Here is a 24850-nt window from a genome sequence, read left to right on the forward strand (position 1 = left end):
TCTTATGACAGCGAGGTTGAATGCACAGCTAATAATAGATGATGCATGCAACCGGCTGTCATACCTCAATGGCTTTAGACCCTATGGCTTTGTGTCCCTGCCTTTCGACAGGTTTACCCATTATTCAGATTTGTTCATTGCTCATCATCAAGCTTTCATACTCTTTCCATGGCATCGGCTTGGCAAAGTAATAGCCCTGTGCCAAATCACAATTAATATGGCGAAGAAATTGAGTTTGCTCCTCGGTTTCTACGCCTTCTACTACTACTTTCATATTAAGATCGGTCGCCAAGTTAATCATATTGGTAACTACAATCTTGCCTCTCTCATCATCTGCAACGCTCATCATAAATCCACGATCCAGCTTGATGACATCTGCAGGAATGGATTGGAGTATATTCAGACTGGAATATCCCGTTCCAAAGTCATCTATCGCGATAGAAAATCCTACTTTCTTAAGTTGTGATAAGATATCGCATAGATACTTGATATTCTCGAATACGATAGACTCCGTCAACTCCAACTCAATGAACTCAGCGGGAACATCATACTTCTTAATGATCTGCTCTAAACGGAGCACAAAGTGTTCTCGAAATAGATGCATACGAGAAATATTGACTGAGATCGGGTGAGGCCTAATCCCCTTATCTATCCACATTCTAAGCAGTCGGCATACCTCTTCGAACACCATTAAATCCAAGTTGACAATGAATCCATTGCGTTCAAATACAGGAATAAAATCACCCGGAGGAATTAATCCCCTTACTGGATGTATCCATCTGACCAATGCCTCCGCACCATATATCCGGGCGTGTTTCAGATCGTACTTGGGCTGCAGGTATACAACAAATTCACCGTTATTCAATGCGGCATGCATGCTGCTGACAAGCTCTTGTACCTTAATCTCTTGATACAGCATTTCTTCATTAAAGAAAAGACAAGTACATTCATCTTCCCTTTTGATACACTTGCAGGCCATCTCAGCGCGATCAATCATGATGTTGATGTCAGTCGTACGATCGATAATAGAGTAGATGCCGCACTTGATCACTAGTCGGTATCTTGCTGTAAAATCACGGTGATAATCACTCAACTGCTTAGTCAGATTATTCATCCGATCCATTAACTCATGTTCATGTTCGTATGTGGCAAGGAGAATAAATTGAGCACCATTACCCCTCCCTACTTTTTCCGTAGGTAAGAGATTGTCCGATATGGTCTTTGCTATGTACATCAGGATCTGATCGCCCGCTTCGAAGCCGCAGATTTCATTAATATATTTAAACCGATCAACATTGAATTCTACGATAGCGAAACGCTGTTCTGGATATTTCATAATCTGGTGCTGTGCATCCAATCGAAATTTAGACAGACTCGGTATTCCAGTCAATTTGTCTACATATGCGATCATTTCAATCTGCTTTTGATTCCTGCTTTTACTTGTGAGAATGTAGAATAAGATAGCAATCAGGAACACTAGAGTCATTAGGCATAACAGGTAGCTGAATCGAATCACATACTTCGTATCACCCATTACCTTGTCCTTGGAAATAATAGACATCACATACCAGTCATTGATATCCTCGATTGCATAATAACCGATGAGATAATCACTACTATCGATCTCTAATGTATTAATCCCTTCCTGACCATTTGCCACATTATCTTTAAATGCCTGAAGTTGTTCCTCATCGTGAGAATAAGTGCTGATTTGATCGAATACATGCTCTGTTGCTATATGATGTTGAGGATCATGAGGTTGAAGGATGACCTGGCCTTTCTGATCTACAATATAGAGAGATCCTTGTTGACCAAACAAGGAGACATTGAGAACATCATAAAAGTCCTGAACAGATATGCTCGCACCTACAGCAGCTTGAACGATACCATTTACCACAATCGGGCTCGTAAACGTTATCATCTCTTCATTCGATGCTTCATCCAAGTATGGAGTAGATATATAACTCTCGCCATAAAGCGCGATCTGAGCCCCAATCTCTTCAACTGCATTAAGCTGAGCATCATCGGAAGTGAAGCTTTTTCCATCAGAATTATAGATCGTAATATGTGTATAGTTATTCTTTTGGGCGATGTAATTCAATTTATTCCGAATGTTACCCTTTTTCCCGTATCCTCTTTTCGATAACCTATCCGCTAATTCGTTCAAGGCATACATTTCACCAATGATGATGTTTTGAATGGACTTTGCAGCATGTATGGTGGTCTCAGAAAGGGTACTTACTGCTTCTTGCTTAAGTGATCTGGTAATTTGACTAACATTGTAAGCATAATAGCCTAGTAATATCATCGCAGTGACAATGAGGAATATGATAGGCCCTTGAAAATGTTTTTTAGCTCGATTCATACAAGTTTCCATCCTGTAAGGTGTATGCACTTTATGACTTTAGATGCATCTCTCTCCTGCATGACAGTGCATAAATTGCAAATATTTATTCATAAAGTGAAATTTTTCTCTAGTCTAAAATATTACATGAGGCTATGGACGGTTACAATGTACAATTTTGTGAAGTTAATAAATGTGAAGGGGAGGATCGATGGTTCCTTTGAACTATACTTTGTTAAAACTCAAACAACGGTTGTTTTTAACAAGCCTCCTCAACTGTAAGTTGTTATTTGCAAATTCACCTCTATTGAGTAAACCAAGTGGTTACTATAGTATTGAGCCATAAGGCGTCTTTGATAATAGATTTATTGAGGAGTGTTATTATGACTTCCACTAATATCGGACGGAATATTGGAGATTTACGAAAATCGATCGGCATCACACAAGAAATTCTGGCAGAAGCAGTTGGAGTTACGGCTCAAGCCGTATCTAAATGGGAAGGCGGCGGTTCCCCTGATATCGAATTATTACCTTCAATCGCCAACTATTTTGGAGTATCCATTGATAGGTTATTTGGCAGAACAATAAATGATTATGCCAATGTTGAAAATGAGTTCGCCAAACAAGTGGCAAGCGAGGGACAAGATACTGCTATACAAAAAGCTTTTCATTTGTGTTGGGCTATGGAAAGGGGATTCGTAGGTGATACACAAATGGAACCTCACACCTCCCTTGATGCCATTCTTAAAAAAGAGACAGGGCATATTTTTTCTCAGATGCTCTTTGATAATGGTATTACCTTAATGTCATTACGAAATGATTTGCAATATTTTGTTATCATACCTGAACCTGATTGCGGATGGTTAAAGGAACTGGGAAACCAAGAGGAATATCTTAAATTATTTAGGCTTCTAGCAGATTCAGATATCCTGAAGTCGCTGTATGTATTGTACGGCCGGGAAAATAAACCGTTCACTCCAAAACTTCTTGAAAGAGAACTTAGCTTAACAGTTGAAAGAGGGACTGAAATTCTTGAGATCCTGAAAGACTACTCCCTCATCACGACATCAGAAATAGAACTGGATGATATCGTTCAGAAGGTTTACAATTTTCGCCCTAATCCTGCGTTCATTGCCATTCTGGCCCTGTGCTTAGAAATGGTTAAACGTCCAAATTTCTTTTATGGCAATATTAACAATCGAAGTCTACCCTACCTGCAAACTAGTAAAATTCCCTCTTCAATTTGACAACTAGAGGATATACTCTCTGCAACAGTAAGCTCTTATGAGTAGCAAATGAAGCAACCGTGCCAATAATCATTATGGGCACTTTGTTGTCATCCTAGTATGGGTACTCTCTTCTCCTTATATAAGAATAGATTTTTTTCTCTTGATGTAGCTTAGGGAAACATAATTATTTCATCATCCTTTTGATTTGTTTTAACTCATTGATTATATAGTCTATCTGCTTTTGCATGGTGTCTGACTGTTTTGATTGTTCATCAAGATTTTTAGAACCTTGATTACTTTTTTTTTCTAAAGCTTCTAGTGCAAGACCAGCAGCAATTGCAGTTATACCGTCTCCTAATGTAGTGATAGAGGCCCCAATAAACGCAAGTCTTGCGATCTGAATATCTTGTGAGTCAGAGGATTGTTTTGAATTTTTTTCATTCCTAATCATTTCATATCCTCCTTACAATCAAAGAAAAAAGTGATTTGCCTTAACTGCATCATATGTATTTTTTTAATAAAGGTTATGGTGTTTATGAAATAATTTAGTTGATGATCAAGTTTAAAACAAAAAACAAACTGGATTAAAACACTTTTCACACTAAAACAAAACCCACGCATTTTGATCAATCTTTTTCAAAATGCGTGGGTTTCTTTTATTTTATAAAATCAATGTCAGACCTTGTCCAATGCTAAATTATCGGCTCACTGTTGCAGATCGCTTAAAGCTAAATTCATTCCAGATCGAGTCCTCTTCTTTCAGCAATTCTTCTGCTTTAAAAATAATATCGTTAATTTTACCCTCGTAAGCAATGGCTCGGCCAAATGCAAATGAAATAAAATAGTCATTCCAGGATTGGAAGATAGGGCTGGCGGCGTCAGCAGCTCTCTCTATATAGCCCCATGCCTGTTCTTCGGTTATATAACCAACTATGTAGCTCCATCTTGCAATATTTACAGCTCGGTCAAAATCCCAGGCAGCGATGGTGTTCACCTGATCAAAATCGGATTTCGTAAAGGAAAACCTCTTCATCATCCCTTCTTGGGCTGATTCATAGCATTCCTGCGATTTCCCCACTTCCTCCACTGTAAAAGACTGGCCAGCTTTCAGCGCCAAAAGAAGCTGATCAAACTTTGCACGATGCCCTTCCGTAAGCAGCCATTCCAGGGTTTGTACAGCCTCCTCTGTATTGCTAACCTCCCAGGCAGCAGAAAGGCCATCCTTCAAAATTTCATGATTTTCCTTCACCTGCAGGATCCGTGGCGACTCAAGTCGGTAAAGAGCGATAATAGCACCGTAGGCAAGCAAATGCTGTTTCTCCTTCGGTAAAGTGTAAGCCTTCTCCATTTCTGCTCGCTGTTCTTTATTCTTTTTCATAAATCGCTTGCTCGATATAACCAAACCCGCGATAAGTAAAATTACAACACATGCAATAATTAAAAAAGTCTTCAAACCATCTCATTCCTCTCCATGCCTTTATTTTACAATCTATGACAAAATAGGATCAAATACTGCATTACAAATTTAAATTATATACATATGAACATATTAGATAAAGTCCAAAAGTAGTCCATAAATGCTGTGTTTTCTGGTGTATAAGGAAGTCGGAGATAACGTCCCCTTTTCAGATGGGTTAAAGCCGATCATAGATACGAGGCATGAAGAGATTAAACTATACAGAGTAATTGAAGTTGTAAGATCAAAGGTTAAAATAAAACAGCTGCCCCAGAAGCCATACGAATGACTCAGGGACAGCCTTTATGCATCATGCTTCGAGCAGCATGGCTTCATATTTTTGAATGTCCCCGGCTCCCATGAACACGAGAACAGAATCGTTGTATACAGACAAGTCAGATCTAATATCGTCAGATACGAGTCGGGAATTCGGGATTCTCGATCTAAGATCGTCAAGCGATACATTTCCATGACCTTCTCTAGCCGAACCAAATATCTCACATAGCCATACATTATCGGCTCCCTGCAAGGATAGTGCAAAGTCATCGAGCAGCTTCTCTAATCTGCTAAATGTATGTGGCTGGAAGATAGCGGCTACCTTCTTATCAGGGTATTTGCTCCTCACCGCTTCAATGGTGGCGCGAATCTCTGTCGGATGGTGGGCGTAGTCATCGATCACGATGTTGGTGCCCCATGCCTTTTCGGTAAATCTGCGCTTTACTCCTGAAAATGTAGTCATCTGCGTCCTGATTGCTTCCAGATCCACATCTAGTACGAGTGCCACACCAATGACAGCTAGAGCATTTAACACGTTATGTTTGCCGTATGCAGGAATCGTAAATCGAGCAATATTCTCATTCTTATAAGTCACATCAAAGCTGGAACCCGTACGATCCACAGTTATATTTGAAGCTCTAAGCTCATTGTTCAAGCCAAAGCCGTAGTGCAGTATATCTGTATTCGTTTGCAATAATCGGATTTGTGGATCGTCTCCGCATGCTACGATTTGTTTGCCTACTTGCGAGGCCATTTCTTCAAATGCATGTCTTACATCATCTACATCACTAAAATAATCAGGGTGATCAAAGTCAATATTCATGATTACAGCGATATCAGGCTCATACGCTAGAAAATGACGTCTATATTCGCAGCTTTCAAACACAAACAATCGAGCGTCCGGGTATCCTGTTCCCGTTCCGTCCCCGATTAAACCGCATGCCGGCTCGATCGCTTTCAGCGCATGAACCATCATTCCAGTTGTTGTCGTCTTGCCATGCGCTCCTGTGATCGCGATGCTTGTATATCCCTTCATCCAATTCCCTAGAAAATGGTGATAACGATGAACAGGAATGCCTAATTGCTTGCACTTAACGATAGATGGATGATTTTCGTCAAATGCGTTTGAGGCAATAACTTGCATATCCTGCAACAATGGTGCATTTCCAAACGGATATATCGCAATATTTCGTGCTTCAAGTGGTATTTGTGTAAACAGATCGGAGTCAATGTCCTCTCCCTGCACCGTATTTCCCATGTCAGAGAGGATTTGTGCTAAAGCACTCATTCCACTGCCTTTAATGCCGATAAAATGATAATGCCCCATAGTAACCTCCAGATGAAGTAATCAGGATAGTATATTAGGATCAACCCAATATGCTCCTGTTTATGAAGCCATTATACAGATTAACTCCGTTGTTTCCAATCTTATGCCATTTGAGATGAACAAGACTACAGATGGAATATATTGTCATAATAATTTGAGTATGGTTAATTGAAGATATGTATGGAGGGTAATGAATGGATAGGAATTACATGAATTGTATTTGTCTATAAAATGTAAAACGGAGGTTGGCAGCGTGGAAACAAGATATATTTTAGCTGCGTTAAGCTACTTTAGTATTTTCTTTGGGGGGATAATCATTCCTCTAGTCATCTGGATTGTTTCAAATGATCCTTATGTAAAACGACACTCCGGCCGAGCATTTCTATCCCACATTCTGCCGTATGGACTAACCTTTATCGTCCTAATGTCGTTCTTCTATGGACAATTCATGGCAAGCGCAGCCCTTACCTTGCTGTTCATGTTCGTTATTCTCGTGATGGTCATCTGGAATGTGGCCATGGGCGTCAAAGTGGTGATAGAAGCGAAACGATAATGGGGTTTATCTTCGTGACAGCGTCTAGCCGTCCATTTGCAGAACGAAAGAACAGTAGTCCAGCGGGCAGAACCCATTGAACTACTGTTCTTTTTTTCATTTTACAGCCTCAATTCGGTCCTGCTAGCTTTCCAGATCTTTCTCCCGCTTCAATATTTCAGCCATCGAATTGTTCAGTGCAGCCTGCGGACCTTCAAAGTGTTTGTTGTAATAGGCGAGATCCATAATGACGAGCACGATCATCATCACGATCAGCGCATAGGCCGCATTCTGGTTCGGCGGGATGATCATCATGATGCTGATGAACACGATCCAGATCAGCGACAGCACATTGATAAAGCGACCGTATTTGCCCAGATTCCACGGACCGAGATGCTTCGGCTTGAATCGTCCCTTCGCTTGAGCAATTAAGCGCAGCAGCAGCGGTATACCGTACGCCACGTACAAGCCAACGACACTGATTGCCGTCATAAATACGATCGTCCCCACCGTATTGTCCGGATTAAACAGCTTGATGATATAGTCGATCGCGGCGAGGATAAAGGACAGAACGACCGAAAGCCAGATTGCTTTCGCAGGAGTACGGTATTTGTGCGACACCTCCGCCCAGTGCTTGCTGTATGGCATTCCCTTATCACGCGAGAAGGCATACATCATTCTAGAGAAGGAAGTGATCGAGGATAAGCCGCAGAACCACATCGCAAGTGTAACCAGCCATAGAACAACCTTGCCGAATGTTCCACCAAGTGCGGCCGTAATTACATAGATGAATGCATTGCTTGAACTTGCCGCTGCTTGTGCGTCTTGAATGGACAATGTGACAAACACGAGCATAACGAAGCCGAATACGAAGGAGTAAGCTACTGAGGTGAAGATTCCCCATGGCGCGCGAATTCGAGGATTAATCGTTTCCTCAATCGTGTGTGCCGAGGCATCGTATCCCGTAAATGTCCATTGCGCTTGCAGCAATCCGATCAGAAAGGCGAAGGCGTATGGCTTATCCGAGAACGTTTGCCCTACTTGGAATATGTATTCGAGCGGCTTCAGCCCATCGCTTGTAAAGAACGCCAAGCTGATGACCAGCACACCGACGATAATAATGTGGTACCAGGCGGAAAAATCGTTGAATTTAGCTACTAGCTTAATGCCGACATGGTTGAGGATGCCGTGACTAAGCAGGACTATCGCGAACACAATGAGAATTGATGTATCATTTGAGGTATAACCGAATACCGAAGCCAGCAGGGGATCGGCAAATAAAGATACAGAGTAATCAATACCAGCTACGATACCGATTTGACCGATCAGGTTAATCCAGGCCGTGTACCAGCCCCAACGCTTATTGCCGAGCAGAGATGCCCAGTGATACAGAGCGCCCGCTGTTGGAATAGCGGATGCCAGCTCTGCCATAGATGCCGCAATGAGCATCACGAACAAGGCGACGAGCGGCCAGCCAAAGCCCATCATACCCGGTCCGCCGTAGAGCAGCCCGTGTCCGTACAGCGATACTGCACCTGTCAGTATCGAAATAATAGAGAAAGATATCGCAAAGTTGGAGAAACCGCCCATGCTGCGCAGCAGCTCCTGGGCATATCCAAAGCGATTCAGGTCCTTCTTGTCCGCAAGCCGCTGCTGTTCTGACACTTGGCTCATAGGAACCTCTCCTTTTTCTTAAGGTCAACTCTGAGTGTCTGACAAGAAGTTCTCATGCTTGTTCTCATCGTATTTGCGTATGTTGCTGTTGGCTATCCCTACGATAACCAGAGCGACGACGCACGTAAACGCGACCAGCAATATGCCGAGAAATAAGTTCATTCTCTCACCTCCCGTCCGATAAGCTCTGAACCAGGATGCTACATCACCAGCTTCACGCCGCTTGCGCGCTGTTCGAGCATCTTGTGCAGCACCGTGCCCATATGCGCGCCTGCTTCAATAGGCGGAGTGCCGCCTCGATGAATATTAGAAATGACCGTACGGTCTGCTTCAACCGTCCCAGCATGCGGACGATAGCACATATAGGCGCTCATCGATTCGGAAGATACGAGCCCAGGACGCTCTCCGATAAGCAATACTAGAACCTCCGGCTGGAGAATCTCGCCAATATGATCCATACAGCCGACACGGCCACCCTTCACGAAGAACGGGGTACCGCACGTCAGTCCATATACCTTCAGCGAGTTCAGCAGCGCAGGCATCACATCCGCTAGATTGCTCTCAATTGCGTTTGCGCTAAGTCCGTCCGCCACGACGATTTGCACCTGCGGTCGCGGAACGCATGTTGCTCGCAGCAGCGCGACGCCTTCATCCGTAAGCCTGCGTCCCTTATCGGGACGGCGCAGAAAAGTCTCGATATTCTCGTAATGCGTTTCCACCGAGAACAGATTCATCCGCTTGAGGAAATCAGGCGATACCTCGCTGTATACGGCATCAATCGCCGCCGCATGCGCATTGCGAAGCGCCAGCATCGTCGACGTCAGCGGACGCGTTCCAGCACGCCATACCCCGATACGCGCGGGTGTGCTGGCAAGCAGTTCATGTATCCCTTCCTCCCATTTGGGTGAAGGGATGTTCGATACCGCTGACAGAGACTGCTCTATCTCGGTTAGCTCATAACCGTTAGACTCCCTCGCGATCGGCATTGCTTCCCATTCAACCTGCTCCCCTGTTCGCTGGTCCTTATAATCATCGAGCACCTTCATGACCTGATCCACTAGCCAATCCAGTGCAATCGGTTCTTTCATGGACACCTTCCCCCTTCCTCTCGCGCTAGCAAGCTACATGAACATCGTTGGATCGCCTGCCAGCGCGGTAAGCTTGCCATTCTGCATAAGCCCGCGCTCCACAAGCCATCGCTCAAAGTCCGGCGCAGGGCGCAACCCTAACAACTCCCGCACCGTTGCAATATCATGAAAGCTTGTGGATTGATAATTCAGCATGCAATCATCCGCCATCGCCACACCGATCAAATAATTCACGCCAGCTGCGGCTAACAACACAGCCAGATTGTCCATGTCATTCTGATCCGCCTTCATATGATTCGTATAGCACACGTCCACCCCCATCGGAAGCAGATGCATTTTCCCCATAAAATGATCCTCAAGTCCTGCGCGCACAACCTGCTTGTTATCGTAGAGATACTCCGGACCGATAAACCCGACAACCGTGTTGACGAGAAATGGCTTATATCGCCGCGCAAGCCCGTAGCACCTGGATTCAAGCGTCACCTGATCGATCCCGCTATGCGCTTCGGCAGACAATTCCGAACCCTGCCCCGTCTCGAAATACCACAGATTAGGTCCAGCGGCAGTACCTTCTCTTCGAATCAAGTCATCGGCTTCATCAAGCAAGCCAGCATGTATGCCAAACGCCTGATTGCCCGCTTCCGTACCCGCTAAGCTCTGAAAGATGAGATCTGCAGGCGCGCCCTGCCGAATCGCCCGCATCTGCGTCGTGACATGCGCTAATACACAGTTCTGTGTCGGAATGTCCCACTTATTCATAACTTCCTTCGTCATCTTCATCACTTCACGCACGCTGTCCGTCGTATCGATGACGGGATTGATTCCGATAACCGCATCCCCGATGCCGTAACTGAGCGCTTCGAACAGCGCGGCTTTAATCCCGTTCAGATCATCGGTCGGATGATTGGGCTGCGCTCGACCTGAGAGCACGCCTTTCTGACCGATCGTGTAATTGCAATGCGTCAGCACTTCGATCTTGGCGGCGGCCTGCATCAGATCCAGATTGCTCATCAGCTTCGCAACTGCGGCAATCATCTCGCTCGTAAGGCCGCGGCTTAAGCGAATAATGTCCGCCATGCCGGTGCTGGGAAGCAGCAGATGCTCGCGCAGCTCGGCGACAGACCAATTTCGAATCTCCGAATAGATCTTCTCATTGACCTGCTCCTCGATGATTCGCGACACCTCATCCTGCTCCGGAGGAAGCAGCGGCTCATTGCGAATATCTGCGAGCGTAGCATCAGCCAGCACCGCCTTCGCCGCCATTCGCTCACTGGCGTCCTGAGCCGCAATGCCCGCGAGCTGGTCGCCGGACCTCTCCTCGTTCGCCTTCGCCATAATCTCTTTCAAGCTTCGAAATTGATAGGATTTACCCAGCAGCGTAATTCTGGTCTTCAACGGCAACCTTCTCCTTTCAACAAACCGCAGCTATGATCGCAGTTACATTGCTAACGTCTTAACGATGACGGGAATTGTCGTTCCGTTCACCGGCAAGCCTAGATCGATATAATCGCCATGCTCGACTCGAATCTGATCGATGCAGATGACAGATGGATTACCCTGACATGCCAGAACTAACAATTGGCCAAGCGCCTTTGCCATATCGCGCTCACACACGAGGACCATCGTCCTTGTGTCTGGAAATGAATATCTAAACGCCAGCACCAAGCATTCCGATAGATGCTGCAGCTCAGCATAGGTGCAGGCTCTAAGGCCAACAATGGCGCAGCCGAAGGCTGAACCCTTCGGCTCCTTAGCTGCCAGCGCAATCGTCTCACCGTACAACGCTGCTCCCTCCAGAAATAGACGCTGCACGCGTTCAGCCATCTGGCGCCAATCCTTAGCCTGCTTGAAGTCCGATAGCTCCAGCTCGACAATCGGCACATTGCGGAGCGGCAGGATACCCCCGTCGATGTACACCGTCGAGCCGCTAATCTCGGTGCTCTGCATGCCGGCGCCGAGCACCGTCGCGCGTGAAGTTTGCAGCGGCTTCAGCGGCTCCAGGTCGCGCCGTTGACATTCTCGGCGCATCGCATAAGCCAGAAGCGGACCGATATCGCCATAAACGGCAACATCCTCTAGCGTTTGAGGTGCAGAAGCCGCGTAATAGTACCATTGTCCGATTCCGCCGGAGATGACCAGCTTTCGGCACGCTGGAGACGCCGTGTTCGGTTGACGAGCAGCATAGCCTTCCGCTAGCAATAACCGCACATGTTCGTCCGCTTCACCGGCGAAAGCCGACAATAGGCTCCGACTCAACGACTCCGCAAGAAGGGCAAGGTCGGCATACTCAGCTTGATCTCCCGCACGAATGTGAATATCACGAGCCTTAAGCCACATGGATAAGGCTGAGGAAACATAAGTGATCGTGCCGTCAGGCTTCAAGCGTATCAATCGCCCGCCAACATGATACGTCTCGGTATGGATCACTTTGCCTCGATAGCAATAGGCGATATTTGCCGTTCCCCCGCCTATATCGACGTTAGCGATCACTTCTTTCTGCTCGAGCGAATAGTGCAGCGCTCCGGACCCTTTGGCAGCAAGCACCGCCTCCAAGTCATTCCCTGCCGCCGCCACTACAAACGCGCCCGAATCCTGCGCCAGCATATGAAGAATCGGCTCTGCATTCTGCTTGCCCGCGCTCTCTCCCGTGAAAATGACCGCACCCGTTCTTACCTCAAGCGGTTTGACACCAGCGAGCTCGTATTGAGCCAGCAGCCATGCGGCAATGCGCTCCGCATCGATCAGCGCTTCCGATAGCAGCGGCGTCGTCAGCATCGGGCTTTCATATATGACCTTGCGCTCCACGATATCGTACCTTGGTAGAGCAAATGGACTCGACATGCGTGCGATACGCAGACGACTGATGATCATCTTCGTCGTACTCGTACCGACATCAATCCCCACGCTCGTTAACCATTGATCCTTCATTGGAATCACCCTCTGCGAATATCCCTTGAACTGGATGATGCATGCCGTACAGTATAGGAATCGATCACGCGCTCAGCCAGCTCCCTTATCGACAAGCGGCGCTTCATGCTCTGATCCCGCAGCCATTCATACGCCTGCTCCTCATTCAAGCCCTGCTGCTCCATCAGCAATCCCTTGGCCCGCTCGATCCGTTTCCGATCCATTAACGTTTGCTGCAGGGCAGCCATTTCCCGATGCATGTGGAGCATCATGTCACGCTGATTGCATGCCACCTCGATCGCTGGAATCAGATTCTCCTCTGATACGGGCTTTACGAGATAAGCGGTCACACCAGCCTGCTTCGCCTCCTCAATCCACCGAGCCTCACTATATGCGGTAAGCAGGATCACAGCGGGGGAGCCGTTCGGCCAAGAAGCGCTCAGCTTCCGAATGCTCTTAGCAGCTTGAAGACCGCTGCAGCCGGGCATATTCACATCCATCAAGATAAACTCCGGTTGATACAGATGCGCAAGCTCTATGGCCTCTTCGCCATTACGCGCTTCCGCGACCACATCATAGCCGTACTCATGAAGCATTTCCCGCAGATCCATTCGAATCAACGCGTCATCATCCACGATCAAGCTCTTGCGCAGGCAAACGTTCAGCGCCGCTGCTGTTTGGCTCAATTACACCGCCTCCCTTTTACGAAGCTCCATCATCTCTGCCTCAGCTAGTTTGAACTTAAGCGTTGCCGTCGTTCCATGGCTTGAACCTGTGATCTCAAACGTTCCATTGAACTGGCCTTGAATCAACGTGCGCACCAAGTTGAGGCCGAAATGCATCCTGGGACTGGAGCATGAGCTTGAGCTTGAACTACCCTCTCTCACAGGCTCTTGAATCCCTATACCGTTGTCGGCAACAACGAGCGTAATCATGTCCTGATCGCGCCGCACTTCCAGTCTGATATGAGGTGATCCATCCAGTTTGTCTTCAAATCCATGCACGATGCTGTTCTGAAGCAGCTCAGTAACGATCAACGCAATCGTTGTCGCATGTTCAGTTTCTAGAAACAGCCGCTCACAGGATTGAATGCTGAACTGAATACTCTGTTCGGAGTGAGTAAGCGAGCTTAATAGTATGGGACACAGCCGCTCCAGAACCTCCTGCAGCTCTACCCGCTCCATCCCTTTGCAAGCTAGAATGTCATGGACAAGAGCGATGCTGTTCATTCGTTGAATCATGTCATGATAGGTTTGTTTGACTTCCTGGTGCGTGGTGCGCCTGCTCTGAAGCCGCAGCATGCCTGACAGGGTCTGAATATTGTTTTTGACACGATGATGAATCTCTTGAATGAAGGCTGACTTCATCACAATCTCTTTTTCTTTCTCTTTTAATGCCGATAGATCGCGAAGAAGCAGTAATCCTCCCACCTGCTGCTCCTCGCTGTAGAAGAGCATCGACTTTACTTCCAGCACATGCTGACCGTTCACATACTCGTGACTTGCCATTCGATTTGGAGCTGACTCTAGGCTTTCCAAGCCCTTAGGGAGCAGCAGCCCGATCGTTTCACCGATAGCGGGGACAGGATAGTCCAGACTAGCCAGCCACTCATCGGCTCTCCGGTTGGTATACGTAATCCGGCGTCTCTGGTCAAATAAGATCATGCCTTCGTCCATCAGACCAGTAACCTGATCCTCGCGCAGAGCTAGTCGAAGCAGTGTCTCACTTAGATGCTCTGTCGTCTCCTGCAGCAATGCGATGCTCTTCTCTTGCTCCACAGTCTCACTGATATCACGCTCCATAATAAGAGCACCGATCACCTTTCTGCTGCGGTTTAAGATAGGAACTACATTCTGCTGCATCTCCCTCTCCTCTTGGGAGAAGCCGCGCGCGCCGACGACATGCTGCCCTGACAGCAGGCAGTAGAGCACAGCAGGTTCATGCCGTGCATAGGCCATCTGACCGACTACCGAGTTGGAGTACAAGCTTGCTGCCGTACGCGGCCGAGCCCAAGCGACGACAACAGCGGCATGCCCGTCTCGACTGAGACAATCGATGAATACATCCGCTTGCGCGAGGTCAGCCATCAGCGGCATTTGCTGTGCCACTTGCAGCAAGCAGTCGATATCCTCGTGATCAAGCGGGGTGTATTGCTGGCAGAGTTCAGCGACATACAGTGACGAATCCGACATGAGCCTCTCAAGCTCCTTTCCATCCCTAGCGCGACTATGTAAATGGACACACGATCCCTTATTTGTGACAAAACCGCGATTATATCCTCACTCGCGGACCGTGGTTCCGTTATTTGCATGAATCTCGCACAATATCACTCATTTCGGAGCAAATAACGGTTTCTGTGTCCGTTCAAACTCCTAACGACGCCAAAATAGGTACAATAGCGTCTCCTGTGTCCGTTTCAACAAGGAGGAACTACTGTCTACCATCCGCTCAATGATGCAGCTTGCCACAATGACCTATTTACGATCCTCGATGAACGACAACAGCCGTTCGCGGAGCGGGTCAATATTGTGCCGAGTATGCGACGATGTATGCCACAGCTCGCCCTGCGGCAGCGCGACTCGCAGCAGCTGCTCAGCAAGCGCGATATCCGCATGCGGATGATCGATCTTTGTCAGAATGCCGATCGCCGGAATCGGAAACCCGCTGGCAAAGCCTGGCGGCAGCGTCATCCGCCGCACTGTCGAGTCCTGCACGATCACCAGCAGCCGCGCTTCAAACGAGGTGGCCATCAGCGAGCGATAGTACAGCGGATTCTCGCTGTACTCGCCCGGCGTATCGATCAGCCACTCGCGGTATTCCAGACTCTGCGTCTTGCGCGCCGGCCGCTCATCTTCGAACAGCGCGTGCATCAGCGACGATTTTCCAGCGCCGACTGAGCCAATAATCATGATTCGATTCATCTGCTTCCCCATCTCAGGACCTCGTGAGCAGCGCAGGCGTATAGTGCAGCTTATGGGCTAGAAAGCTGTTAATCGCTTCCATCGCCATCTCAACTGCGGCCACTTCGCCTGTAATGACAAGCGAGCCTGTGAATCGATCCAGATACCCGAGTCCTACATCGGCTGCCTTCGTAGCTATATCCGCGGCAATAATGGAAGTTTCCGTGGGAGTCAGCGTCAGAATACCGATCGCGCCCGCTTCGTTCAGCCCCAGCTTCGTATAAAGCAGCGGGTCCGGATTCGCGATAACATGAGCCAAGGTAACCTGCTTGCCGGGTACATACTCCTGCACGACTCGCTGCTTCGGTTCAGTCATCCGCCTCACTCCCTTCGCTCGGAACACCCTCATGTTCACTGAAATCATAAGCATCCACAATGCCTACGATAATCGCATCAATCGGCACACTGCGGTGGCTGAATAGTGTTCTAGCGGGATTGCCGCGCGACACGATCACCTTCTCGCCGATCCCCGCACCAATTCGATCCGCCGCAATAACGGTGCTGCCCTGCGGCTCATGCCGCCAATCCACTGGCTGCACAATGAGCAGCTTCAGATTCTCCATACCTTCTTCCTTATGTGTCGCCCACACACTGCCCATCACCTTACCTAGAAACATCGCTGTTCACCTCACCTGTGATTCTAAGTTCAGCGCGGTGCTCGCGCAGGACATCTCTCGCGAGCGGTGAAATAATCGTCCCTTGCTTCACCATCACAGCTCCAGACGAACCGACTTGGCGCACCATTTGCAGCGCCGCTTCAGCCGTCAGCAATTTCCCTGTGTATTCGAAACGTGCATCCAACTGGGCGCTTGTAGCTTCCGATGGCAGGAGAAATTGGATCGCCAGCTGCGCGAGTTGATTCATCTCCGCCATCCTGACGCCAAGCTCCTCTAGCTGCTTCAAAACCTGACGGTATCGGCGGTCATAGCCGACAGGCAATTGCAGCGCCTTCAGCGTCCGGCGATCCGCTCGTTTCAAGCCGCTGCAGTCGCTGGCTATGAACACCGGCTTATCTAGAACGAGAGCCGCTAGAATCAGCTCGGACTTGATCGTTCCCTTCAAGCCGAAGGCGACACGCGCCGCTTGGTCCAAGTCCAGCTCTGGAATGACAACCGCGTCATATTGATGCGGAATTTCGATTGGAGCCGGAGCGTGCTCATCAACAGCGATGCATTTGCCCGCTCCTGTACATTCAATGCATTTCGTTCCCAGCCAGCCTGATGCTTCCCCATCGAGTACGAGCAGATCATATTGGATACCGCTTCGTTCCAACGCAACAAATTGATCCATATACGCTTCAGACGCGCGGCTGTCATCGAGCACATACAGCACTTGAATAGAGGGCGATGCGGCAGCTTGCAGGCTCTGAAGCAGTTCACGCACGATCTGTTCTACGGTGCTCGCTAAGTCCACAACCATTGCTCCCTTCCATTCCATCGTCTATCATGAGCACCACTCCACGACATCACCTGTTGACAGAAATGCCGCATTTGCTTCATCCAGATCGATATGATAGTCCAATCTATAACGTGAATCCACTCTTACGATGACATCTGGGAATACGAGTGACCGCCCATTAGAAGCGTCCGCAATCGTTCGCAGCTGAATCCTGTCTCCCTGCTGCACTTGAAACAGCTTGGCATCCGCTGGTGACATGTGAACATGGCGCTTCGCAATGATCAATCCACGCTCAAGCCAGAGTGTATCTGCAGGGCCCAGCAGCATCACTCCCGGCGACTGTGCAATATCGCCAGACAAGCGAAGGGGTGTCTGAATGCCCAACTGAAAGCTATCTGAACGGGATATTTCCACCTGGCTGTGCTCACGTGCAGGGCCAAGCACGCGCACGTTATGCAGCTCTCCCTTGGGCCCCCTCAGAGTAACCTTTTCAGCGGCAGCATATTGCCCTTCCTGCGACAAGGCTCGATCAATCGTCAACTTATGCCCAGCTCCGAATAGCCGTTCCACATGCTCTTGTGACAGATGTACATGCCGATTCGAGACCCCCACCGGAATTAGGGGCAAATGCTGCTCAGCGGAACCGCTAGAACTCCCAGGAACCCCAGAAATCCCAGAACTCTCAGAGCTCCTTGAACCTCCTGTACTCCTCGAATCCTTGTTACCTCGCGCCAGTCGGATGCCCCTAGATTTAAGAAAGTCTGCGGCTGCAGGCGTCAGCCTCTCCTCGTCTCCCAAGGGATACGGATTAGGGATTCCCTTAGCAAGCATCGCGCGAAGTTGCGTTTCGGTCACGAATCCCATAATGGTTCCCCTTTACCCTTCGAGCTTCGGCAATATGTATTCAATATCCGCATGCGGGCGAGGGATAACGTGTACGGACAGCAATTCCCCTACCTTTTCTGCCGCCGCTGCTCCGGAGTCTGTCGCTGCCTTCACAGCGCCCACATCTCCGCGCACCATCACCGTGACTAATCCGCCTCCGACATGCACCTTGCCGATCAGCTTTACATTAGCGGCCTTTACCATCGCATCCGCCGCTTCGACAGCGCCAATCAAGCCTTTCGTTTCGATCATTCCGAGTGCAGACATTTCTCCTGCCATAACAACGCCTCCTCAACCGTATTCATTCAATTCGTCCAAGCTGTTGATCTCATTCTATGAATGCTGCACTTCTGCTAGCACTCTTTTTACAATCGCCAGCACTTCATCGCGACTTATCGATCGTGCATTGCGCTCAAGGTCATGGATGTCAGTAGGCTCCGATAGATTCGTAGTTTCTTGAGGCTTGTTGGATGGAATATCTCGTATCCCAAATGCCACCCGCTTAATATTCATCAGATGCTGCGGACCGATATTATCCGAAGTGATGTTATTGCCATAGGAGCCGCATCCGAGCGTCATAGAAGGGAAGATCCCTGTACTCATACCAATTCCGCCGAACGTCGTCCCTGAATTCACGACAATTCGAGAGGCGGGCTTCTTCAGCCCAAAGGCTTCAATCACCTGCATTTCCTCCGCATGGATACCGAGTGTATGCCCTAATCCGCCAAGCGCAAGCAATTGCTTGCACAGCTCGCACCCTTCTATTTCATCCTCAACCGTATACAGTGCCAATAGTGGACATAGCTTTTCGATGGAAAATGGAACCCCTTTGCCAACCTCATGCTCCTCCGCGATAAGCAGACGCGTATGTGCTGAAATTGTGATGCCGGCCATCTCGGCGATAGCCTGTGCTGATCTGCCCACAATTCGCGGATTCAAGCCTCCGTTCAGCAGGATCAGCTTGGATACTCTCTCCTTCTCCGCATCTGATAGGACATAGCCGCCAAGCTTCACTAAAGCCTCTCTTACCGCCGGTTTAACAGCTCGATCCACAACGAGCGCCTGTTCAGACGCACATATCGTTCCGTAGTCAAATGTCTTGCTCTGTACAATCAGCTCCGCCGCTCGAGCAATATTGGCGCTGCGGTGAATGTAAACCGGCACATTGCCGGGACCAACGCCATAGGCGGGCTTGCCGGAGCTATATGCAGCCTTCACCATTCCCGTGCCGCCGGTCGCTAGGATCACGTCCGTGTCACGGTGCTTCATCAGCTCTGTGCTCGCTTCGAGCGTAGGCATCGTCAAGCACTGGACCGCATATGCGGGCGCCCCTGCGCGCTCGGCTGCGGCTTGCATGCACATCGCCGCTTCCAGCGAGCAGCGCTTCGCCCCCGGGTGCGGGCTTATCACAATCGCGTTGCGCGCCTTCAAGGCGATCATCGCCTTGAATATCACCGTCGAGGTCGGATTCGTAGACGGTACGATGCCGGCGATGACCCCGACTGGCTGCGCAATCTCCCACACCTTGCGCGCTTCATCGCGATGGATAATACCTACCGTTTGCAGCGGCCGTATCGCCTCGTAGATGTCCCATGCAACAAATTCATTTTTCGCCTTCTTATCCGCCGCATTTCCATACCCTGTTTCCTCTACCGCAAGCTTTGCCAATGCCTCGGCTTGGCGAGACGCCTCACTCGCCATTTCGTCGATGATGGCATCAATTTGTGCTTGATTAAGTTCTTCAAGCGCTGCCTGCGCTTGCTTGGCTCGCTTAAGAGCTGCCCGCACCTCTTGAATGGACAGTAAATCTGGATCCATGTCCACCATAACTCCTCCTTCCTACAAGGCTCTTCCCCTTATCCATTCCCTCAGTTGCCCATCAGGCCGCGCGATGACGTGGGTTGAAAGCAGCTTGCCTACCCGTTCAGCCGCATCCTTTCCCGCATCTACAGCCGCTTTCACGGATGCCACATCACCAACGACATAGATGGTCACGATGCCCGCATCCACCTTCTCATAGGTCAGCACCTGCACATCGGAGGCTTTCGCCGCCGCGTCGGCAGCCGCTATCAAGGCAGGCACTCCCCACGTCTCAATCATCCCTAATGCTTCCTGCTTACCAGCCATAGCTCACACCCTCCATCCTTCATCGCAATGAGTGCGGTGTCTGGGCAATCTCTTTAACCTTATCTCGGAATGCCTTCGCCGCGGCAGTGCAAGCCGATTGGCTTCCAGTCAACAAGCCCCCTGCAAAGTTCGTTTCGGTCGGCGGGCCGTAAAAGGTTTGCAGCGTCACATCCGCAGCCTTCAGCGCGGCGTCCAGCCCGGCAATCGCCTCAAGAGGCGGGGCGATCAGATAGGCAATCGGATCGCCTTCCCGCACGCCAGCGATTCCGGATAGATATCGCCCTGATCGTGAGATGACATGCGCGTAATAAGCGTGGCTCGCATCCTCATTCAGCGAATAGAAGCATGCGCCGCGCTCCATAACCTCCATAGCCGCATCCAGACCGCTCTGCACCTCCGCAGGGTTGTCGCCGGCTATGATGCCGATAAACTCTCCAGACAGCGGACCAGACGCATGTGCCGAGCCTGCATAAAAGGACTTGGCATACACCACCTCTACCGCCGCTCGTTTAGTGGCTTCATCAATAGCTGTATAGCCCACATCGTCAATGCTTGATGTTATCAGTCCCAAGCTGCGGACGGATGCTTCCAGATTCAGATGCCTGGCAAGTCCCGCGTCCACATTCGGTATAATTCGCACGGCTAGAGGGACTGCGCGAATAGGTTGATCCAACACATGCATGCAACTCCGTTCCTCATTCGAATTGGAAACATAAAAACGCCAAGCCAAATGAAAGCGATTACTCGTTTTCATTCGACAAGGCGCCATTGCCTCAACATTTACTTGTATGATCAGCATATGATGGACAACTGTGATTATTCCCTTAATCTGCACATTTGCTTTGCCTATAGAGCCGCGACGATTATTTTTTGTAAAGAATACTTGTAATTGTTCTCTCCATTGATTGCCAACAATAGCTATGATTAACTATAGTTAGCCGGCCGGCTTAATCCTGTAGAAAGGAGTTGGTTCCGTTGATCAAACATTATGAGGTGATCTCTGCGTAAGCAGAGAGAAGCCAATGCAAGGAAAGGAGGCGTCTAACGCGGCGCCTTCTTTCCCCAATATAATATGTGCTAGAATGGTCACATTTGCAAAAGTAGAACTTATCACGAGGTTCACAATGCCCCGTTAACCTAGTGTAAATAAATATCCCGCAGGCGGTTGTCTGCGGGTCGATTTCGTTGTAGCATAGTAATATGTGTTATCCAAATAATTCAAATATTCGAGAGGAGGCGTAAGCATGTTGAATTTCATCGATTTCAATCAACAAATCGCATGTTCCAACGTGAAAGGCATTAAAGGTATCAGAGGAGGTAACCAGAATGGGTTACGTAAACGGAAAGGATATTCTTCCGGCTAGTTTGCTGCGTGAAATTCAAAAATACGTTCAAAGTGAATTAATTTATATACCGCGTGAGTGCGGACATATTCGCGCCGGATGGGGAGACCAAAACGGCACGAAGGAAAGTTTGGCTAGACGCAATCAACAAATATTCGAGCTTCACGCAACAGGTGCATCCATTGACGAATTGATGAATCAGTTTCATCTGTCAAGGGACAGCATCTATAAGATTGTGCTGAAGACACGAAAGATGGTTCAAATGCAGTGAGACCGAGAGATCGTACTCACTCATGGATCATCTTATTTAGTCATTAGGATGCCCCGCCACGCTGTTGGACTGGGGCATCTTGCTGCATTCTTACTTGTTTCTGCCAAGCTCCCAATGGTTTTTAGCTCCGGGATGCTTTAGGTTTTTTGCGAGTACAGCCTCCGCATGCTTGCGTTGATGGACGTATTTGTTGCCTTTATTAGACTTGAATTGTTCTGTCATGTAAAGCCCTCCTTCGTTGGGTTCACTTCGAGTTCATTTCAACTCCATAGAAACTGTACCTTCTTGCTGCTGCTCATCTGATACTGCTTCTTAACGCCTACTGTCCGAACTGCTGCTCCAGCTCGCTGCGCACCTCATTGCAGGACAATAGATTGTCCAGAAAATGCGATTGCGCATTCCAATCCATACCAAAAGCTTGATGGTCTACAAACATCTCACTCGATCCTGGGATTACCGTTTGCGACAACGAATAAGTATACCAACCCTCCGGCGCATCCCCTTGGTTCTGTGTGATCTTTACAACCTCAAACCCTCCGCTCTGGATAGGAGCTATATAGGCAATCAGATGACCGTATTCTGGCTGCAATGGCACCACTTCAACAGAAGCGCAGACGCGTCCATTCAAGTCCACCTTGCCGCGATAGTAAGCTTGTTGAATCTCAAGCATCGTTAGCTTCCCCCTATATGTTGTTCAATAAACGCTCTTGTATTGGCAGTTCCCAACCGATACAGTTCTTGATACAATTCATGTAAACGACGATCATATTGTTGATTGATCTGATCGTTCGTCTCCTTCGTAAAGAGCATAAAGTGCTCGTACATGGCATCTGACTCTTCATCTGCCACTTGACCTATCAGCTTGTACAGCTGATCGACCTGAGCTTCTGTCGCCTCAATCTCTAGATCAACGCCTTCTGACGGCTCCAGCAATATAGTCCGGTGATGCACCGAAACATAATATTTCCTGTAATCCATGGCAACACTCCTTTTTTCATAGCATCTCCCGATGGACATACATCTTATGCCGATTCCTGCATACCCATGTTATTATCTGATTTGCCGGCAACCCGGTTCATTGGTCTTCTGGGAAGTTACGGAACGGAGAGGATGAACAGCACATGTGTGGAATTACTGGATGGATAGATTGGAATCGGGACCTCACCCAGCATACAATCGCCTTGGAGAAAATGACCGAAACTTTAGCATCTCGAGGACCGGATGCCAGTGGTACCTGGATTGCCGGTTCATGCGCGTTTGGCCATCGAAGATTATCGGTGATCGACCCTGAGAACGGTGCGCAACCTATGATCCGTCAACATGAGAGTGGATTATACTCCATTGTTTATAACGGAGAATTATACAATTTTATCGAGCTCCGAGCTGAGCTGGCGAGTTACGGGTATCCTTTCTTAACGAATTGCGATACGGAAGTGCTGCTGTATGCTTATATTCATTGGAAAGAGCATTGTGTGGAGCGCTTTAATGGCATATTTGCGTTCGCTATATGGGATGAGCGGGAACAGAAGCTGTTTATGGCGCGTGATCGGCTCGGAGTAAAGCCGCTCTTCTACAGTGAGGGCAACGGCTGGTTAGCCTTTGGGTCAGAACCTAAGGCTCTGCTGCAGCACCCTGACGTTCATCCTGAGATCGGAGCGGAAGGGATTGCGGAGATCTTTCTCGTCGGACCTGCACGCACTCCAGGTCATGGGGTTTACAAGTCGATGCTTGAGTTAAGACCCGGACATACGCTGACCTTCGATCGCGATGGCAAGCACGTAGCAGCTTACTGGCAATTGCGCAGCATCGAGCACGAGCACGATGCGGAAGAAACCGCACGCGCAGTGCGTGAACTGCTCATTGATACGGTGGAAAGACAGCTCATCTCTGATGTGCCTGTCTGCACATTGCTGTCTGGCGGACTAGATTCAAGCGCCTTAACCGCGCTGACTGTACAGTCCTACAACAGAAGAGGCATGGGGCGAATTGACACCTACTCAATTGATTATGTAGACAATGATCTCTTTTTCCAAGCGCATGCTTTTCAGCCTAATGCGGATGAACCTTGGATCCGCCGTATGGTGGAAGAGTTGAATACGAACCATCATTGGGTCAAATTCGATACACCTGAGCTAATTGCCGCATTGGAACACGCGGTTCAGGTTCGCGATATGCCAGGCATGACAGACATCGACAGCTCGTTGTACTTGTTCTGCCGTCAGATTAAGGAGGGCGCAACTGTTGCATTGTCCGGTGAAGCGGCGGATGAAGTATTCGGCGGGTACCCATGGTTTCACCGTGAAGATGCCTTGAACGCAAATACATTTCCTTGGGCGCTTGCAACGAAGCTCCGCTTAAGCCTGCTAAAGCCCGATATAGCTGAGAGCATCAAGGGGGAGCAATATGTCGCGGATCGCTATGCGGAAGCGTTGAATGAAGTCCCTAGGCTCCCAGGCGAGGATCATGCCGCCGCACGCATGCGTGTGATGTCCTACCTGAATATTACACGCTTCATGCCTACTCTGCTGGATCGCAAAGATCGCATGAGCATGGGATCTGGCCTCGAAGTGCGTGTACCTTATACGGATCATCGGCTTGTGGAATATGTATATAACATTCCATGGGGGATTAAGACCTATGGCGGACGTGAAAAGGGTATCTTGCGCAAAGCATTAGAAGGCATACTGCCAGATGATGTGCTGTACCGCAAGAAGAGCCCTTATCCGAAGACGCATAATCCGAGCTATCTGCATGCGGTGAGAACGCTTGCGTTAGAACGGCTCAGCGATTCCAGCTCCCCGCTTCACACCTTCATTAACGCGGATCGAATCCGTGAGATTGCGGCTTCCGAGGAAGCCAGCTCCCATCTGCCTTGGTTCGGCCAGCTCATGTCTGGTCCGCAGCTGTTCGCCTACCTGCTGCAGGTTGATTATTGGCTGCGCACCTACAAGGTTAAAGTCATTCTGTGAAATAGGCATTCATGCATAAGAAAGAGCCGCTGAATATGAGCGGCTCTGTTCTTTATGGGTCATA

General features: G+C 48.8%; 27 protein-coding genes and 1 riboswitch. Of the genes, 4 read left to right on the plus strand and 23 right to left on the minus strand.

Annotated features, from left to right (window positions below; genetic code table 11):
* Nucleotides 1-43: 43 nt before the first annotated feature.
* Nucleotides 44-128: riboswitch (cyclic di-GMP riboswitch) on the minus strand.
* Nucleotides 125-2365, minus strand: coding sequence for a bifunctional diguanylate cyclase/phosphodiesterase (locus tag ACXX53_RS11660; protein WP_458568826.1), 2241 nt, complete (start codon nucleotides 2363-2365; stop codon nucleotides 125-127). Its footprint overlaps the riboswitch before it by 4 nt.
* Before the next feature lie 362 nt (nucleotides 2366-2727).
* Here ACXX53_RS11660 and ACXX53_RS11665 point away from each other — a divergent pair, with 362 nt between their 5' ends.
* Nucleotides 2728-3591 (plus strand): helix-turn-helix domain-containing protein, encoded by an 864-nt coding sequence (locus ACXX53_RS11665; RefSeq protein ID WP_458568827.1) that lies wholly within the window; start codon nucleotides 2728-2730, stop codon nucleotides 3589-3591.
* Between the two features lie 166 nt (nucleotides 3592-3757).
* Here the strand turns inward: ACXX53_RS11665 and ACXX53_RS11670 are convergent, their stop codons facing one another.
* From ACXX53_RS11670 to murC, 3 genes are all read right to left on the minus strand, one after another.
* Nucleotides 3758-4024 carry a translation initiation factor 2 gene (locus tag ACXX53_RS11670; protein ID WP_458568828.1) on the minus strand — a complete coding sequence of 89 codons (267 nt, stop codon included), beginning with the start codon at nucleotides 4022-4024 and terminating at the stop codon, nucleotides 3758-3760.
* 246 nt (nucleotides 4025-4270) lie between these two features.
* On the minus strand, nucleotides 4271-4951 hold the full coding sequence (locus ACXX53_RS11675; protein ID WP_458568829.1) for a DUF1266 domain-containing protein: 681 nt from the start codon (nucleotides 4949-4951) through the stop codon (nucleotides 4271-4273).
* Between the two features lie 388 nt (nucleotides 4952-5339).
* On the minus strand, nucleotides 5340-6632 hold the full coding sequence (gene murC, locus ACXX53_RS11680) for a UDP-N-acetylmuramate--L-alanine ligase (protein ID WP_458568830.1): 1293 nt from the start codon (nucleotides 6630-6632) through the stop codon (nucleotides 5340-5342).
* 253 nt (nucleotides 6633-6885) lie between these two features.
* Here murC and ACXX53_RS11685 point away from each other — a divergent pair, with 253 nt between their 5' ends.
* Complete coding sequence (locus ACXX53_RS11685) at nucleotides 6886-7185, plus strand: DUF4870 domain-containing protein (protein ID WP_458568831.1); 300 nt, start codon at nucleotides 6886-6888, stop codon at nucleotides 7183-7185.
* 123 nt (nucleotides 7186-7308) lie between these two features.
* Here ACXX53_RS11685 and ACXX53_RS11690 read toward each other — a convergent pair whose 3' ends face one another.
* The 16 genes from ACXX53_RS11690 to eutL all read right to left on the minus strand — a co-directional run bounded on the left by ACXX53_RS11690 (nucleotide 7309) and on the right by eutL (nucleotide 20876).
* Nucleotides 7309-8838 (minus strand): amino acid permease, encoded by a 1530-nt coding sequence (locus ACXX53_RS11690; RefSeq protein WP_458568832.1) that lies wholly within the window; start codon nucleotides 8836-8838, stop codon nucleotides 7309-7311.
* Between the two features lie 24 nt (nucleotides 8839-8862).
* A complete protein-coding gene (locus tag ACXX53_RS11695) occupies nucleotides 8863-9000 on the minus strand; it encodes a hypothetical protein (RefSeq protein WP_458568833.1) in 138 nt (45 codons plus the stop codon).
* Nucleotides 9001-9038: 38 nt separating this feature from the next.
* Nucleotides 9039-9926 carry an ethanolamine ammonia-lyase subunit EutC gene (gene eutC, locus ACXX53_RS11700; RefSeq protein WP_458568834.1) on the minus strand — a complete coding sequence of 296 codons (888 nt, stop codon included), beginning with the start codon at nucleotides 9924-9926 and terminating at the stop codon, nucleotides 9039-9041.
* Between the two features lie 33 nt (nucleotides 9927-9959).
* Nucleotides 9960-11321 carry an ethanolamine ammonia-lyase subunit EutB gene (locus ACXX53_RS11705; RefSeq protein ID WP_458568835.1) on the minus strand — a complete coding sequence of 454 codons (1362 nt, stop codon included), beginning with the start codon at nucleotides 11319-11321 and terminating at the stop codon, nucleotides 9960-9962.
* Nucleotides 11322-11363: 42 nt separating this feature from the next.
* A complete protein-coding gene (locus ACXX53_RS11710; protein ID WP_458568836.1) occupies nucleotides 11364-12854 on the minus strand; it encodes an ethanolamine ammonia-lyase reactivating factor EutA in 1491 nt (496 codons plus the stop codon).
* 5 nt (nucleotides 12855-12859) lie between these two features.
* Nucleotides 12860-13519 (minus strand): ANTAR domain-containing response regulator, encoded by a 660-nt coding sequence (locus ACXX53_RS11715; RefSeq protein ID WP_458568837.1) that lies wholly within the window; start codon nucleotides 13517-13519, stop codon nucleotides 12860-12862.
* Entirely contained in the window at nucleotides 13520-15025 is a 1506-nt protein-coding gene (locus ACXX53_RS11720) for a sensor histidine kinase (protein WP_458568838.1), read from the minus strand.
* A 282-nt stretch (nucleotides 15026-15307) separates the two neighbouring features.
* The gene (locus ACXX53_RS11725) at nucleotides 15308-15766 is read right to left on the minus strand and encodes a EutP/PduV family microcompartment system protein (protein WP_458568839.1); all 459 of its coding nucleotides are present in this window, start codon (nucleotides 15764-15766) and stop codon (nucleotides 15308-15310) included.
* 1 nt (nucleotide 15767) lies between these two features.
* Nucleotides 15768-16109 carry an ethanolamine utilization microcompartment protein EutS gene (gene eutS, locus ACXX53_RS11730; RefSeq protein ID WP_458568840.1) on the minus strand — a complete coding sequence of 114 codons (342 nt, stop codon included), beginning with the start codon at nucleotides 16107-16109 and terminating at the stop codon, nucleotides 15768-15770.
* Nucleotides 16102-16410 (minus strand): EutN/CcmL family microcompartment protein, encoded by a 309-nt coding sequence (locus ACXX53_RS11735; RefSeq protein WP_458568841.1) that lies wholly within the window; start codon nucleotides 16408-16410, stop codon nucleotides 16102-16104. Before ACXX53_RS11735 ends, eutS begins: the two co-directional genes overlap by 8 nt.
* Nucleotides 16397-17230 (minus strand): hypothetical protein, encoded by an 834-nt coding sequence (locus tag ACXX53_RS11740; RefSeq protein ID WP_458568842.1) that lies wholly within the window; start codon nucleotides 17228-17230, stop codon nucleotides 16397-16399. The genes ACXX53_RS11735 and ACXX53_RS11740 overlap by 14 nt, the downstream gene beginning before the upstream one ends.
* 6 nt (nucleotides 17231-17236) lie before the next feature.
* Nucleotides 17237-18055: a phosphate propanoyltransferase gene (gene pduL, locus ACXX53_RS11745; protein WP_458568843.1), complete on the minus strand. Its 819-nt coding sequence runs from the start codon at nucleotides 18053-18055 to the stop codon at nucleotides 17237-17239.
* Nucleotides 18056-18067: 12 nt separating this feature from the next.
* Complete coding sequence (locus ACXX53_RS11750; RefSeq protein WP_458568844.1) at nucleotides 18068-18355, minus strand: BMC domain-containing protein; 288 nt, start codon at nucleotides 18353-18355, stop codon at nucleotides 18068-18070.
* A 54-nt stretch (nucleotides 18356-18409) separates the two neighbouring features.
* Entirely contained in the window at nucleotides 18410-19900 is a 1491-nt protein-coding gene (locus ACXX53_RS11755) for an aldehyde dehydrogenase family protein (RefSeq protein WP_458568845.1), read from the minus strand.
* Nucleotides 19901-19915: 15 nt separating this feature from the next.
* Nucleotides 19916-20203, minus strand: coding sequence for a BMC domain-containing protein (locus ACXX53_RS11760; protein WP_458568846.1), 288 nt, complete (start codon nucleotides 20201-20203; stop codon nucleotides 19916-19918).
* Nucleotides 20204-20222: 19 nt separating this feature from the next.
* Nucleotides 20223-20876 (minus strand): ethanolamine utilization microcompartment protein EutL, encoded by a 654-nt coding sequence (gene eutL, locus ACXX53_RS11765; protein ID WP_458569050.1) that lies wholly within the window; start codon nucleotides 20874-20876, stop codon nucleotides 20223-20225.
* A gap of 653 nt (nucleotides 20877-21529) precedes the next feature.
* Here eutL and ACXX53_RS11770 point away from each other — a divergent pair.
* Nucleotides 21530-21817, plus strand: coding sequence for a CD3324 family protein (locus ACXX53_RS11770; RefSeq protein WP_458568847.1), 288 nt, complete (start codon nucleotides 21530-21532; stop codon nucleotides 21815-21817).
* Between the two features lie 90 nt (nucleotides 21818-21907).
* On the opposite strand, the gene ACXX53_RS11775 is transcribed toward ACXX53_RS11770, so the two are convergent.
* The 3 genes from ACXX53_RS11775 to ACXX53_RS11785 form a co-directional block, all read right to left on the minus strand.
* Nucleotides 21908-22039, minus strand: a complete 132-nt coding sequence (locus ACXX53_RS11775; protein ID WP_458568848.1) for a hypothetical protein — start codon at nucleotides 22037-22039, stop codon at nucleotides 21908-21910.
* A gap of 97 nt (nucleotides 22040-22136) precedes the next feature.
* Entirely contained in the window at nucleotides 22137-22487 is a 351-nt protein-coding gene (locus tag ACXX53_RS11780) for a hypothetical protein (protein WP_458568849.1), read from the minus strand.
* Nucleotides 22488-22489: 2 nt separating this feature from the next.
* Nucleotides 22490-22795, minus strand: a complete 306-nt coding sequence (locus ACXX53_RS11785; RefSeq protein WP_458568850.1) for a hypothetical protein — start codon at nucleotides 22793-22795, stop codon at nucleotides 22490-22492.
* A gap of 143 nt (nucleotides 22796-22938) precedes the next feature.
* Here ACXX53_RS11785 and asnB point away from each other — a divergent pair, with 143 nt between their 5' ends.
* Nucleotides 22939-24786, plus strand: a complete 1848-nt coding sequence (gene asnB / locus ACXX53_RS11790) for an asparagine synthase (glutamine-hydrolyzing) (RefSeq protein ID WP_458568851.1) — start codon at nucleotides 22939-22941, stop codon at nucleotides 24784-24786.
* Nucleotides 24787-24850: the final 64 nt, after the last annotated feature.

Source organism: Paenibacillus marinisediminis (assembly GCF_054343325.1).

Excerpts from the sequence above, each read along its gene's own strand:
- ACXX53_RS11665 (WP_458568827.1), top strand. The coding sequence starts at position 2,728 with ATGACTTCCACTAATATCGGACGGAATATTGGAGATTTACGAAAATCG.
- pduL (WP_458568843.1), bottom strand. The coding sequence starts at position 18,055 with ATGGGATTCGTGACCGAAACGCAACTTCGCGCGATGCTTGCTAAGGGA.
- ACXX53_RS11770 (WP_458568847.1), top strand. The coding sequence starts at position 21,530 with ATGGGTTACGTAAACGGAAAGGATATTCTTCCGGCTAGTTTGCTGCGT.
- ACXX53_RS11725 (WP_458568839.1), bottom strand. The coding sequence starts at position 15,766 with ATGGGGAAGCAGATGAATCGAATCATGATTATTGGCTCAGTCGGCGCT.
- ACXX53_RS11785 (WP_458568850.1), bottom strand. The coding sequence starts at position 22,795 with ATGGATTACAGGAAATATTATGTTTCGGTGCATCACCGGACTATATTG.
- eutS (WP_458568840.1), bottom strand. The coding sequence starts at position 16,109 with ATGACTGAACCGAAGCAGCGAGTCGTGCAGGAGTATGTACCCGGCAAG.
- ACXX53_RS11735 (WP_458568841.1), bottom strand. The coding sequence starts at position 16,410 with ATGTTTCTAGGTAAGGTGATGGGCAGTGTGTGGGCGACACATAAGGAA.
- ACXX53_RS11670 (WP_458568828.1), bottom strand. The coding sequence starts at position 4,024 with ATGATTAGGAATGAAAAAAATTCAAAACAATCCTCTGACTCACAAGAT.
- ACXX53_RS11775 (WP_458568848.1), bottom strand. The coding sequence starts at position 22,039 with ATGACAGAACAATTCAAGTCTAATAAAGGCAACAAATACGTCCATCAA.
- murC (WP_458568830.1), bottom strand. The coding sequence starts at position 6,632 with ATGGGGCATTATCATTTTATCGGCATTAAAGGCAGTGGAATGAGTGCT.
- ACXX53_RS11760 (WP_458568846.1), bottom strand. The coding sequence starts at position 20,203 with ATGGCTGGTAAGCAGGAAGCATTAGGGATGATTGAGACGTGGGGAGTG.
- ACXX53_RS11720 (WP_458568838.1), bottom strand. The coding sequence starts at position 15,025 with ATGTCGGATTCGTCACTGTATGTCGCTGAACTCTGCCAGCAATACACC.
- ACXX53_RS11690 (WP_458568832.1), bottom strand. The coding sequence starts at position 8,838 with ATGAGCCAAGTGTCAGAACAGCAGCGGCTTGCGGACAAGAAGGACCTG.
- ACXX53_RS11710 (WP_458568836.1), bottom strand. The coding sequence starts at position 12,854 with ATGAAGGATCAATGGTTAACGAGCGTGGGGATTGATGTCGGTACGAGT.
- asnB (WP_458568851.1), top strand. The coding sequence starts at position 22,939 with ATGTGTGGAATTACTGGATGGATAGATTGGAATCGGGACCTCACCCAG.
- ACXX53_RS11675 (WP_458568829.1), bottom strand. The coding sequence starts at position 4,951 with ATGAAAAAGAATAAAGAACAGCGAGCAGAAATGGAGAAGGCTTACACT.
- ACXX53_RS11750 (WP_458568844.1), bottom strand. The coding sequence starts at position 18,355 with ATGGCAGGAGAAATGTCTGCACTCGGAATGATCGAAACGAAAGGCTTG.
- ACXX53_RS11660 (WP_458568826.1), bottom strand. The coding sequence starts at position 2,365 with ATGAATCGAGCTAAAAAACATTTTCAAGGGCCTATCATATTCCTCATT.
- eutC (WP_458568834.1), bottom strand. The coding sequence starts at position 9,926 with ATGAAAGAACCGATTGCACTGGATTGGCTAGTGGATCAGGTCATGAAG.
- ACXX53_RS11780 (WP_458568849.1), bottom strand. The coding sequence starts at position 22,487 with ATGCTTGAGATTCAACAAGCTTACTATCGCGGCAAGGTGGACTTGAAT.
- ACXX53_RS11695 (WP_458568833.1), bottom strand. The coding sequence starts at position 9,000 with ATGAACTTATTTCTCGGCATATTGCTGGTCGCGTTTACGTGCGTCGTC.
- ACXX53_RS11740 (WP_458568842.1), bottom strand. The coding sequence starts at position 17,230 with ATGGAATGGAAGGGAGCAATGGTTGTGGACTTAGCGAGCACCGTAGAA.